Annotated in this window: 12 protein-coding genes, 2 tRNA genes and 1 other RNA gene; 4 read left to right on the top strand and 11 right to left on the bottom strand. The window is 35.0% G+C overall.

From position 1 onward, the window contains the following. Positions 1 to 45: 45 nt before the first annotated feature. Complete coding sequence (locus AOY20_RS07595; protein ID WP_417855195.1) at positions 46 to 771, bottom strand: alpha/beta hydrolase family protein; 726 nt, start codon at positions 769 to 771, stop codon at positions 46 to 48. A gap of 159 nt (positions 772 to 930) precedes the next feature. Beyond that, positions 931 to 1,007, bottom strand: a tRNA-Met gene (locus AOY20_RS07590). 258 nt (positions 1,008 to 1,265) lie between these two features. Here AOY20_RS07590 and AOY20_RS15140 point away from each other — a divergent pair. Next, the gene (locus AOY20_RS15140) at positions 1,266 to 1,583 is read left to right on the top strand and encodes an RDD family protein (RefSeq protein WP_081403421.1); all 318 of its coding nucleotides are present in this window, start codon (positions 1,266 to 1,268) and stop codon (positions 1,581 to 1,583) included. A 658-nt stretch (positions 1,584 to 2,241) separates the two neighbouring features. Here the strand turns inward: AOY20_RS15140 and AOY20_RS07585 are convergent. The 4 genes from AOY20_RS07585 to coaD form a co-directional block, all read right to left on the bottom strand. Continuing rightward, a tRNA-Met gene (locus tag AOY20_RS07585) sits at positions 2,242 to 2,318 on the bottom strand. Between the two features lie 73 nt (positions 2,319 to 2,391). Further along, positions 2,392 to 2,769, bottom strand: an RNA gene (gene rnpB / locus AOY20_RS14380) — RNase P RNA component class A. A 26-nt stretch (positions 2,770 to 2,795) separates the two neighbouring features. Beyond that, a complete protein-coding gene (locus tag AOY20_RS07580) occupies positions 2,796 to 3,059 on the bottom strand; it encodes a YfhL family 4Fe-4S dicluster ferredoxin (RefSeq protein WP_054581298.1) in 264 nt (87 codons plus the stop codon). 1 nt (position 3,060) lies between these two features. After that, positions 3,061 to 3,552, bottom strand: coding sequence for a pantetheine-phosphate adenylyltransferase (gene coaD, locus AOY20_RS07575; RefSeq protein ID WP_054581297.1), 492 nt, complete (start codon positions 3,550 to 3,552; stop codon positions 3,061 to 3,063). 185 nt (positions 3,553 to 3,737) lie between these two features. On the opposite strand from coaD, the gene smpB reads away from it, so the two are divergent. After that, positions 3,738 to 4,214: an SsrA-binding protein SmpB gene (smpB, locus tag AOY20_RS07570; protein WP_054581296.1), complete on the top strand. Its 477-nt coding sequence runs from the start codon at positions 3,738 to 3,740 to the stop codon at positions 4,212 to 4,214. Positions 4,215 to 4,303: 89 nt separating this feature from the next. Here smpB and AOY20_RS07565 read toward each other — a convergent pair whose 3' ends face one another. The 4 genes from AOY20_RS07565 to rluD form a co-directional block, all read right to left on the bottom strand. Further along, the gene (locus AOY20_RS07565) at positions 4,304 to 5,662 is read right to left on the bottom strand and encodes an amino acid permease (protein WP_054581295.1); all 1,359 of its coding nucleotides are present in this window, start codon (positions 5,660 to 5,662) and stop codon (positions 4,304 to 4,306) included. 301 nt (positions 5,663 to 5,963) lie between these two features. Beyond that, positions 5,964 to 6,515 (bottom strand): flavodoxin family protein, encoded by a 552-nt coding sequence (locus AOY20_RS07560; RefSeq protein ID WP_054581294.1) that lies wholly within the window; start codon positions 6,513 to 6,515, stop codon positions 5,964 to 5,966. Positions 6,516 to 6,546: 31 nt separating this feature from the next. Beyond that, positions 6,547 to 7,296 carry a peptidoglycan editing factor PgeF gene (gene pgeF / locus AOY20_RS07555; protein WP_054581293.1) on the bottom strand — a complete coding sequence of 250 codons (750 nt, stop codon included), beginning with the start codon at positions 7,294 to 7,296 and terminating at the stop codon, positions 6,547 to 6,549. Positions 7,297 to 7,320: 24 nt separating this feature from the next. Then, on the bottom strand, positions 7,321 to 8,373 hold the full coding sequence (gene rluD / locus AOY20_RS07550; protein ID WP_054581292.1) for a 23S rRNA pseudouridine(1911/1915/1917) synthase RluD: 1,053 nt from the start codon (positions 8,371 to 8,373) through the stop codon (positions 7,321 to 7,323). Positions 8,374 to 8,444: 71 nt separating this feature from the next. Between rluD and AOY20_RS07545 the strand changes: the two genes are divergently transcribed. Further along, positions 8,445 to 9,413, top strand: coding sequence for an outer membrane protein assembly factor BamD (locus AOY20_RS07545; RefSeq protein ID WP_054581291.1), 969 nt, complete (start codon positions 8,445 to 8,447; stop codon positions 9,411 to 9,413). Between the two features lie 218 nt (positions 9,414 to 9,631). Further along, positions 9,632 to 11,518: a DNA primase gene (locus tag AOY20_RS07540; protein ID WP_054581290.1), complete on the top strand. Its 1,887-nt coding sequence runs from the start codon at positions 9,632 to 9,634 to the stop codon at positions 11,516 to 11,518. Between the two features lie 62 nt (positions 11,519 to 11,580). Here the strand turns inward: AOY20_RS07540 and hemA are convergent, their stop codons facing one another. Beyond that, positions 11,581 to 12,864 carry a glutamyl-tRNA reductase gene (gene hemA, locus AOY20_RS07535; protein WP_054581289.1) on the bottom strand — a complete coding sequence of 428 codons (1,284 nt, stop codon included), beginning with the start codon at positions 12,862 to 12,864 and terminating at the stop codon, positions 11,581 to 11,583. Positions 12,865 to 12,905: the final 41 nt, after the last annotated feature.

Below are 12,905 nucleotides of genomic sequence, written 5' to 3'. Positions count from 1 at the left end.
AGCTTAACCTTGCTTAAAAAAAAAAGTAATTGCGATAAAAACCACTTATTCACTTCTTTGTTGGATTTTTTTTAAATATTGGAATATTTTACAACTTACTTCTTCAGCAAAAAATAATGGGAAACCATGTGAGCCATGAATTAAATCCACTTCTAAAAACTTTGCATCTAAATTCTGTAGTTTTTCAGCAATTTTGTAACTAACTAAATAATCTTGCTTCGAAAAAATATGATATTGATTTCCAGTATATTGTTTTAAGATATTTACATTATTCAACTGTTCTAGTTCATCCAAACCTTGTTTTAAAAGTTCAATATTTTGAGCTCGTATTAAACTTTGTAATTTTTTAAAATCTTCTTTAGCAGTTTGTACACCTTGGCATACCATAAAACCAAATTTTTTAAGTGTTGTAATCGCATCTGCATAAAAGGACATTTTGAATTGTTCGAATGTCGATTCAGACATTGCATATTGCCAATCACTATTTTGAACAAAACATGGATTTGAGCCCAATGTAATCAAAATCTTATGTTGTTGATATTGTTGTTGTATTTGATTCACCAGAATTGTTGCCAATTGCCCACCCAAAGACCAACCCATAATGACATCAAAGGCTTGTGCTTGCTGAACATGTTTTTGCAATACTTCAGGATCAAGAATATTAAAAATATTGATTAATTCAACTTGATCTGCTTGTTGTTCTAAATTTTGTTTTAGTGCCGATAATAGCTGAGTACCACCACCCCAACCTGTAATCAATAAAATTTTCACAACATTCATCCCTATAAAAATGCCATGTCATTTTACTCATTTTAGATAAAGGTTTCTTATATTATTCGGAGTGCTCTAATAAGTTAAGTAAGAAGAAAATCTGTAAATAAAAAAGCACAGATAAAAAAAGACCACATTTAGGAATGTGGTCTATAAAAATGGTGGCTATGACGAGACTTGAACTTGTGACCCCCGCATTATGAGTGCGGTGCTCTAACCAACTGAGCTACATAGCCATAAACTGTGTTCGCATTATCTAGATTTCAAGACCGGACGTCAAGAACTTTACAATTCAAATGTTCACACTTTAATCGATAAAATGAAAATTTAAACTAACTATCAAGTTAAAATTAAAACAAGTCACAATATTTAAAAATAATGTGATTTAAATTAAAATCAATAGTCACATACTTAACCAACAACAATTTCACTTAGTAATACTTTTAAACATTAAAATCAGATAAAGATGATTCAACTATGCAAAAAAACAATATATTATTCTTTGTTTTCAAAGAATATTTTCTTTTATTATTGAAAATATCGTTTTAATCACCATTTGTGCATTTATAACTAAAAATTTACATGAATATATTTCTAACACACTAATATTCAATTTATTCGGCATACTATTTTGCCTTTTTTATTTTGCAATATTTAATAGTCAATTAAATCAAGGTAAAACAATTGGAAAATTACTTTGTAGAATCAGAGTAGCATCTTTACAAGCACAATCAATCAAGCTCACTACATCATTTCTACGTGCATGTATTATCATTATGCTTACATCCCTTATTAAAAACTTCTTTTTATAGTTCCATTTTTTACTGTTTTTTATACTCCCTTTTCATTAACATTGTATTAATTAATATATATTTCATTATTTTTAATCAACATACGCAACAATCATTTCACGATTTACCATTACAGACACAAGTATTAAAAAAAATTCAAGGAATGCAGCGCCCCATTTGAAATATCATTTTTATATTTTTGGAAGAATAGCAACTTTAGTCTTTATCTGAAATACTTATAACTTTTACCAAAGCCAAGATACCGTAGAAAACATAATAATTCCAAATGTTAAAAATTTACAAATTCAGCAAAATCAGCATTTTTTAATGATCAGTTATATCAATCTAACATCCTGATTATTCATGCAGATAACTCAAACACAATTAAAACAACAGAAGATAAACAAGTATTAGTTAAAAGAGATTCAACAATATCCAGACATTATTCAATCATTCAAAATCAATCAAGTCCAATTTATAACTACTCATCATTTTGGTCTCGCGCATCTAAATGAATCAAAAAATTATGATTTATAGATACGTCCAAACCTCCATCAACTATTATTCAATCCAAGTTCTTCTTATGTAAGTTTATTTAATTTAGATGTAATTCAAAAATAACTTAACCACTAAAAATCTAGAAAAAAAAGACCACATTTAGGAATGTGGTCTATAAAAATGGTGGCTATGACGAGACTTGAACTTGTGACCCCCGCATTATGAGTGCGGTGCTCTAACCAACTGAGCTACATAGCCGTAAACTGTGCGCGCATTATCTTCCGTATTTAAACTAACGTCAAGACCCTTCATGCACTGTTTGTACAAAATTTGATGAAGTGAGCCGATAAGCCGGGTTCTGTCGAGAACGATCATTCCTCTAGGCGCACAATCACTCATACGCTCAAGCGACCTACCCGAATCCAGCATGGGCCATGCCTAATGGATTCCTATTTGGTCTTGCTTCCGGTGGGGTTTACCTCGCCATGAACTGTTACCAGCCATGCGGTGCGCTCTTACCGCACCCTTTCACCCTTACCTTCGAGTCTAATTACTTAGACACATAATGAAGGCGGTCTTCTCTCTGCTGCACTTGCCGTCGGTTTACACCGCCCAGGCGTTACCTGGCACCTTGCCCTATGAAGCCCGGACTTTCCTCCCCTGCTTTAGTCACGGAGACCTCCACAGCAGCGATCGTCTAGCTCACTCCGTCGCGCATATTAACAAAAAATGAAACTAATTGCTTGTGCTTTTTTGAGCAATTAGATTTTTATACTTTTCCATTAACTGATCCTGAGTTTCTACATGGTTAGGATCTAACGGAATACAGTCCACTGGACAAAAAATTTGACACTGTGGTTTATCATAATGACCTACACACTCTGTGCATAAATCTGGATGAATTTCATAAATCAACTCACCCATATAAATTGCTTCGTTTGGACACACTGGTTCACAAACATCACAATTGATACATTCATCTGTAATATATAATGACACTCTACCAACCTTGTTGATGTTTAGTCTCAAATGCAGCAACAACTGCAGATGGAACAAATTTTGTGACATCGCCTTTTAGACGTGCAATTTCACGTACCAAAGTCGACGAAATGAATGAATACTGTTCTGAAGGTGTAAGGAATACAGCTTCAAACTGTGAATCTAACTGACGATTCATATTTGCCAACTGAAATTCATACTCAAAATCAGAGACTGCACGCAATCCACGCAACACTGCTGTTGCTTTTTGTTCTTGAAACAAATTAACTAACAAACCATCAAAACCAACAAATTCAACATTTGGCAAATGTTTTAAAGATGATTTAGCTAGTGCTACACGTTCATCTAAAGTAAAAACTGGATTTTTATGATGCCCAATCGCAATTGCAACAACAACCTCATCAAACATTTTTGCTGCACGTGTAACTAAATCAACATGACCATTGGTAATTGGATCAAAAGTACCTGGGTAAATCACGCGAGTTTTAGACATCCGTTTTACTCTAGTTTATTTTGTAGACGTGCATTTTAACAAAAAGTTGTTTTTTTAGTGAATAATACTCACAAATTTATCTATAAATAATGCAATTTTCTTAATTATTATCTTCATTCCATTTAGTAATTGTCTTTAAAGTACAATTTGGGGCACAATATGCCTAACTTTGGAAGTATTTCATTATGGCAAAGGCAATAGTAGTTAAAAAAAATACCAGCAGCACGATTGCGCAAAATAAACGCGCACGTCATGATTTTTTTATTGAAGAAAAATTTGAAGCAGGTCTTTCTTTAGAAGGTTGGGAAGTTAAATCTTTACGTGCAGGTCGTATGACGCTCACGGAAAGTTATATTACTTTTAAAAATGGTGAGGCATATTTATTTGGTGCTCAAATTCAACCTTTACTCAGCGCATCAACTCACGTTGTTCCAGAAGCACGTAGAACGCGTAAATTACTTTTAAACCGTCGCCAAATTGAAAAACTATTAGGTGCAGTTAACCAAAAAGGTTATGCATGTGTTCCTTTAGCTTGTTATTGGAAAGGACGTTTGGCAAAACTTGAAATTGCTTTAGTTAAAGGAAAACAACTTCACGATAAACGTGCCACAGAAAAAGATCGCGATTGGCAACGCGATAAAGCACGTATATTCCATAAGTAATTTTATTATTTAAGTGCTCTTAAACTTAGTCCTAAATCAAATACAAAAACCCCGATATAAAATCGGGGTTTTTACTTAAGCACATGTTCTTATTTTTCTTTTTGAATACCAAGCACTATATATAAGATAAACAATAGAAGAATCCACACAGGTAGAATTAACACAGAAATCATAAAACCTTGATACCACATAATGTATAAAATCACACACATAAATGCGAGTACAAGATAATTACTTATCGGTGAAAATAATGCAGGGAACTTAGTTTGTGTGCCTTCATGTTTCATTGCACGTTTAAATTTAAGATGAATTAAGCTAATCATCATCCAATTTAAAACAGCAGCACCAACAACAATATAAATTAAATAACTTAATGCTTTTTCAGGCACAAAATAATTTAACAATACACAACCAAAAATTAAAAATGCTGAGAACAAAGCTGCATTAACTGGAACGCCTTGTTTATTGACTTTCTTAAATACTTTTGGCGCATTACCTTGTTCTGCCAAACCAAGTAACATACGACTATTGGCATACATCCCACTATTACAAACAGACAATGATGCTGTCAAAATAATGAAATTAAGCAAATGTGCAGCCCACTCAATGCCAATCTTATTAAAGATCATAACAAATGGACTATGTTCTAAATCACCTAAATCTAACTGATTCCAAGGTACAAGAGATAATAAAATCGCTAAAGAACAAATATAGAAAAGGAAAATTCGAATCACTGTTTGATTAACAGCTTTTGGAATATTTTTTTCAGGATTTTCCGTTTCAGCAGCAGCCATACTAATCAGTTCAATACCACCAAATGCAAACATCATAAATGCAAGCATGTAGAATAAACCTGAAAAGCCATTCGGGAAAAAGCCACCATGTGACCACAAATTACTGATTGATATTGTTGAATCTGCACCAGCGGTAACAATTAAATAAAGACCAAAGACAATCATAGCAACAATAGCCAAAACCTTGATCATAGATAACCAAAACTCTGACTCACCATAAATTCGAACATTAGCCAAATTTAAAATCGTAACAATGACGAAGAAAAATAGTACCGAGCTCCATGCAGGAATATGTGGCCACCACCAATTTATATATTTACCTATGGCTGTCAACTCAGTCATTGCTACTAGAATATACAAAATCCAGTAATTCCAACCTGTTAAAAAACCAGAGAATTTACCCCAGTATTTAAAAGCGAAATAACTAAATGAACCTGTCACTGGTTCATGAACAATCATTTCACCAAGTTGACGCATAATCAAAAAAGCAATTAAACCACCGATTGCGTATCCCAACAAAATAGAAGGACCAGCTGATTGAATAATATGCGCAGAACCTAAAAACAGTCCCGTACCAATTGCACCACCCATGGCAATCAATTGGATATGGCGGTTTTTTAAAACTCGCTGAAGTTTGGGAGCCTCGTTGTGCAAAACACATCCTCTCCATAAATAAAAAATGGATTGTAAATCCTTTTGAAAAGATAACCTAGTCTAGAATGTTAAATAAATTTACCTAATCGATGACATGCGATTTCAAAGTAAAAAATAATAAATTTGAGTCATCATCATCTCTAATCATTTTTTGTTTATTCACTTATTTTTATAGATCAATATTTTTTCAATTTTATATTTAACCCAACAAAAACATCAGTTCAGTTAATAAAATATTTTTATTATAAAAATCCCCTTTTAGTAAACATCTTTCAAATTACTAAAAAGGGAGAGATAAATATTATTTAATTCGTACAATAGTTTGTGCGATATGCTCACCAAAGTAAAAAGCCGTTTCTAAATCACCTTTTGGTGGCGTTACGTCCACAGGAGCATTATCAGATTGAGTCATTAACCCCAAGAAGCTAGACATACGGTTTAAATCAGTCACACTACGCCCAGTTGGCATAATAGGCAAACCCGTCCAAAGCATGCCATGTTGCATCGCAAATAAATTAATTTGTTGTAATACGGCTAATTTATCTCCGCTTAATCCACCACCATTGGTAAATCCAGCTGCCAACTTCCCTTGCCAAGTTCTTGCTAACCAACGCTTAGAAGATTGTTCCATAAAGAGCTTCATCGCTGCACTCAAGCTCCCCATATAAGTTGGGCAACCAAATACTATCGCATCAGCCACATCTAAATAATCCCAATCAACGCTTTCAACATTCATCACAACAACGCGCTGTAAAGACGTTAAAGCACCTTGAGCAATCCATTCGGCAACTTTTTGAGTGTGTCCATAAGGACTATGATAAACAATCGCAAGAGATGAAGCAGACACTGACATAACAACTAAAAACCAAGAGATTTACTCAAGTTTAACATCTTGAACGTATAAAAACGAATGTTGCCATTCTTCCTGTTTTTGCTTCACGGCGGTAAGAAAAATATTGATCTGCCTGCGTATATGAGCATTGATCTCCACCCAAAACCAACGTTACACCTTGAAGATTTAAAATATAACGTGCAATTTCATATAAGTCGGCATAAAACTTTCCAGCTTTTTCCCCTGCTTTAAAAGCAATCTCTAATTCAGCATATTTATGGCAAAACGTATCTTTTACTTCTTCACCAATCTCAAAACAAGACTGGCTAATTGCAGCACCCATCCATGCCCAAGTTGGCTGAGTTTTCATTTCAGAAATAGTATTTTCAACAATACCATTTGCCAAACCACGCCACCCTGCATGCAAATTAGCAACTTCAGTTCCATCCTCATTTCCTAGAACTATAGGCAAACAATCTGCAGTCATCATCATAAGTGCATGACCTGCTTTTTGAGTCACTAAACCATCTCCCTCTAAAGCAAGGAATGGAAGCTCTTCATTGATGGTATGGCAAATTGTGCTATGCGTTTGTGTCATCCATGTCATTTTATTCACACCAAATGATCTAAAATCTTCCAAAAGATTCATTCGGTGTTGCTGAACACGTGCAGGATCATCATTAACATGCAATGCCAAATTAAAACCAGCTAATTCCGCTTTTTGCGAAGGTTCCATTTTTTCGTGATGAATTGTGGTTTGACCAACATAAATTCCTGCTGGTAACCCTTCTACGAATTGCATGTTAATTTCCCTATCCTCTATAAATTAATAAGCTGCATTTTCAGCACGTAACATATCAACCAAAGCTGAAAAATCAGCTGGCCACGGCGCATCAAACATCATTTCCTCACCTGTTCTAGGATGCTGTAATCCCAACTGAACAGCATGTAATGCTTGGCGTTTAAATCCACGCAATACATCGTTTAATGTTTCACTTGCACCAGCAGGTACGCGAACACGTGGCATATAAACTTGATCACCAACCAAACCATGACCAATATAACTAAAATGCACACGAATCTGATGAGTACGTCCTGTTTCTAAACGTGCTTGTACGCGCGTAAAATGTTGAAACCGCTCTTTAACATTGTAATGTGTTACCGCATCTTTCCCACCTGGTAAAACTGTCATTTTCACACGATCTACAGGATGACGCTTAATTGGCTCATCAATTGTACCACCAGCAATAATATTGCCGTAAACAATTAAATCATAAACACGATAAACAGATTTTTTAGCCAATTGCTTACTTAAAGAAAACTGAGCTTCTAGGTTTTTAGCAACAACCAATAAGCCACTCGTATCTTTATCAATACGATGAACTAAGCCTGCTCTTGCTAATTCTGAAGATTTTGGATAATGATATAACAGCGCATTTACCAAAGTTCCTGAAGAATTTCCTGCTCCAGGGTGTACAACCATTCCAACAGGCTTATTAATGATGATAATATCGTCATCTTCGTAAACAATATTTAATGGAATGTTTTCGGGTTGACTGGTTGTTTGTGCTTCTAACTCGACATTTAATGTCAGAAGCTCAGTGCCTTCACACTTATATTTAGGCTTTACACTATTACCATTTACCAGTAGATGACCATCTTTAAGCCATTGTTTTAACTTTTCGCGCGAATAATCATTCCAGATTAATGCTGCGACTTGGTCAATACGTTGTCCTAAATATGTATCATCCAACTGAAATTGCAACGATAAACGTGTTGCAGTAGAGTCTGAAGTATGATTATCTGCATCCTCAGAATCTTCAAATAAATGGATATCAGTTTCAGGGATGTTTGAATTAGAAGATTGTGCTTGGGTCATTTGATCATTCAAAAAAAAGTGGTTTAATAGCGCAATTGTAGCTCATTGCCCGTAATAACAGAGGAATTTTTATGTCGCTACCACGTTATAAAATTACAATGCTTGCTCTAGCGGTTGGTTTAACAACGATTATCGCTGGATGTAGCAGTAATCCAAAAAAAGAAGTGGTCGATAAGGGTCCGCAGTCTAGTGAAGAAGTTTATATCGAAAAAGCAGAAAAAGCGCTAGCGAGTGGACATTATATAGATGCAACAAAACACTTAGAAGCAATTGAAACATATTTCCCTACTGGAGAATATGCTCAACAAGCTCAGCTAGAATTGATGTATGCTAAATTTCAGCAGAAAGAATATGAAAGTACAGTAACACTTGCTGATCGCTTTATTCGTCTTAATCCACAAGCTCCAAATGTAGATTATGCGTACTATATTCGTGGTGTGGCGAATATGGAACAGAACTATGATGGTTTAATGCGCTATACATCATTAAAGCAATCTCATCGTGATGTAAGTTATCTAAAAGTTGCTTATCAAAACTTCGTAGATTTTATTCGTCGTTATCCATCAAGCCCTTATGCTGTAGATGCTGCTCAACGTATGCAGTATATCAATACTGAACTTGCTGAATCTGAAATTAATATTGCACGTTTTAATGTGAAACGTAAAGCTTGGGTTGCTGCTATTGAACGTGCTCAATGGGTAATGGAACATCACCCAAACACAGCACAAGTTCCTGAAGCATTGGCAATTATTGCTTATAGTTATGATAAATTAGGCGATCAAACAACAGCTCAGCAATATATTGACGTACTAAAACTAAACTATCCTAATTTAGTGAAAGCGAATGGTTCTGTAAATTTAAAAGCTGCTCAAAAAGAAGCAAGCTGGCTCAATAAAGCAACACTAGGTTTATTTGGTGATTCAAATAAGGCTTCTGCTTCAGTACCTGCACCTGAAAATACACAAAAGCGTAGCTGGTCAAATCGTTTAAGCTTAGGCTTACTCGACAAACCCGAAGATGCAGAAAAGTCTGAAAATTAATTATAGAACCACCATATACTCAACTTAAAATAGTTTTGTATTCGCAATTTCTTAAAGGGCAAGTTATCATACTTGCCCTTTGTTATCTTATTGATGAAAGTCAGTTGAAAAAGTAGACAAATTTCAAATCAATCGCTAAATTGTGTTGAAATAATACACAAATAAGATTGTTATATTTTTATAGACCCCTGTTAAATTAAACTAGAATTGACTGAATTATGGCTATTCCTCAACATACGATAGATCAAATTTTAGATCGCACAGATATTGTCGATCTGATTGGTCAACGTGTGAAGTTAAAAAAGTCTGGTCGTACCTATTCTGGCTGTTGCCCATTTCATCAGGAGAAATCTCCTTCTTTTCATGTCTATAGAGATAAGCAGTACTATCATTGTTTTGGATGCCAAGCGAACGGTAATGCCATTCGTTTTTTAATGGATATAGATCATCGTAATTTTGTCGAGGTTATGAAGGATCTTTCCAGCCAAACAGGCATTGAGCTTCCTAAAGATAATCAGGAATCTAAAAAACTCGTTTATAAACGAGAAACTAAAAAACCTATCCCAGCAGAAGTACCTGTTACGACATCTAAGCCATCTAAAACAAATGAATCAGCTCAACATTTTGATCCATTTGAAGAATTTCAAAATGCAGATGATCCTTTTTTAGAGTTTGATCATGCTCCAACTTTTCAAGAAGATGCCATACAAGAAGGTAACTTATTTGATTTATTGGAAAATGTAGCTCAGTTTTATGAAAAACAGCTTCCACAAAGTCAGTCTGCACAGCAATACTTTAAGCAACGTGGCTTAACAGCGCAAACGATTCAATTTTGGCGTTTAGGTTACGCACCAGAAGATTGGCAACATTTAGAAAAAGCATTCCCTCAAGATATTGAAGGTTTAAAACTTCTTGGTTTGATTCGAACCAGTGATAGTGGTCGAGATTTTGATTTACTACGTGATCGCGTTATTTTCCCCATCCGAGATAGTAAAGGTCGTGTCGTTGGATTCGGTGGACGTGCACTCAACGATGAAATTAAACCCAAATACATCAACTCACCAGATTCCGAAATTTTTCATAAAAATCAACTGCTGTACGGTTTATATGAAGGACGCAAACAAAAAGCCCAAGATTGGCTTATGGTCGAAGGCTATATGGATGTCATTGCTTTACAGCAATATGGTATCTATGGTGCTGTCGCAACCTTAGGAACAGCAAGTAACACTGAACACCTTAATATCTTATTTAAACAAAATCATCGTATTACTATTGCATTTGATGGTGACTTAGCAGGGCAAAAAGCCGCTCGACGCACTTTAGAAATTGCACTCCCCTTGTTAAATGATGGTCGTGAACTCAAGTTCTTTGTTCTACCAAATAATCATGATCCAGATTCATTAATTCGTCGTGAAGGCATTGAAAACTTTCAAAAGCTACTAAAAGATTCTCCTTTACTTTCAGATTTTATTTTCGCTCATATTACACAAAATCATAATATTGCGACACCTGAGGGTAAAAGCCAGGTGATGGCAGAACTACGCCAATTAACAGAATTACTCCCTAAAGTTGGATCATATCGATATTTATTACAGCAGTTTTTTAAAGAAAAACTCGGCTTCAACCGTAAATGGCAGCCTTATACTAATAATGATGCATCCCTAAGCTTTAGTACAAAAATTGATGCTGAAGAATATGTCATTGCAATTCTTATTCATCATCCATATTTATATATTCATTTTGAACCTTTACGTGCGTTAATTCCACCGGAGCAGCTTTTACATAAAATTCTTAATATTTTTAATGATATTTTTGAAAATTTACCCGATGATCCTGAACAAGCTAAATATTATGTTTTAGGCGCATGCGCACCTTTTCATTTTGAATTACAACGTATTTTACAACAAGCAAATGTAAGCGATTACACAACATCACCTGAAAAAGTTGACAAACTTGCACAAGATTTTTCAATCAAATTGCAATATGATTTTTTAAAGTTAAAAATGCGTTCAAATAAATTTTCTAGCATTGCTGAAATGAAAAATCTAAAACATCAACTCTATGAAATAGATAAAAAGCGTTCTTTAACCTTGTTAGATAGTTAGTTATTTTAGATTTTTATCCATAAAAAAAAGCGTTTTCAAATCAACGCTCTTTTATTATTTTTCTATTTCTTTACTTTTCTTCTATTCTCAGCAATATCTTTAAGGCTTTGCTGCATCATTTCTAAATATGCGGGATCTTCAACCTTCGCTGCCTCTCTTAATAAAATTGAAGTAGGATGTAATAATTTTTGTGTTAATCGATGTGTTAAAGAGCGAATAATATCTTCTGCATTTTCACCGCTATCGAGTTGAGACAAAGCTAAAGACAATTCTTCTTGTGCTAAAACCTCACCCTCTGCACGATAAGCATGAATGGTTTGCCCTGCACCTTTCACACGTTGATGCGTCATTAACTCAGTTGCAAGCTGATTTACCATTACTTCTGCTTCAACAGCAGCCTGTCGTCGTTGAGCAAGATTTTCTTCAATAACTGTTTGTAAGTCATCGACCCCGTATAAATAAACACCATCTAATGATTCAACTTTAGAGTCAATATCACGAGGTACAGCCAAATCAACTAACAACATTTGTTGATAACGTCGTTTTTTTAGCGCTGCTTTTACATCTTGATAATGAATAACCTGGTGTAAGCTTCCCGTACAACTTGAAATAACGTCAGCACGGTGTAAATTTTCAGCAAGTTGATCAAACTCAATAATCTCAACATCAACTCTATGTGCAATTTCTTGCGCTAAATTTTCTGAACGCGCACGTGTTCTGTTACAGATTAAAACTTTACCAACACCCATTTCAGCCAAATGCTTTGCAACTAAGCTATTCATTTCGCCCGCTGCAACCACCATAATGGTTAATGTCTCTGGCTTACTAAATACTTGTAATGCCAACTGTGCAACAGCATATCCCATGGAAACTGCATGACTTCCAACCGCTGTCTCCGAACGAACACGCTTTGCTGCATAAAATGCATATTCAAAAATTTTATTCAGCTCGGAAGAAACCGTATCTGCATCTTTTGCTAAAGATAATGCTGTTTTGACTTGACCCAAAATTTGAGGTTCGCCCAGCATTAAAGAATCTAGACCACTTGCTACACGCATCAAATGTGCTACCGCTTGAGCATTCTCATAACGATACACATGATTTGACAATTGTTTTACATCAATACCATTTACATGGGCGAGCCAATGCAACACGATATCTACATTTTCAGACATCGCGTAAACTTCAGTACGATTACAAGTAGACACCACCACCAAATCATTTAAAATTTGATGATGACTTTGTTGTTGAAGCAGTTCCGTTAACTTTTCAGGGTTAAACGCAATTTGCTCTCGCAACTCTACTGAGGCTGTTTGATGGTTGACACCCAATGCAAAGAAAGACATATCAGATCATCATTTAGCTAAATTTATGCTATTGTGCAACA

This window comes from Acinetobacter equi, from assembly GCF_001307195.1.
GTDB lineage: Bacteria > Pseudomonadota > Gammaproteobacteria > Pseudomonadales > Moraxellaceae > Acinetobacter > Acinetobacter equi.
This window is presented reverse-complemented; position numbering and strand designations above follow the sequence as displayed.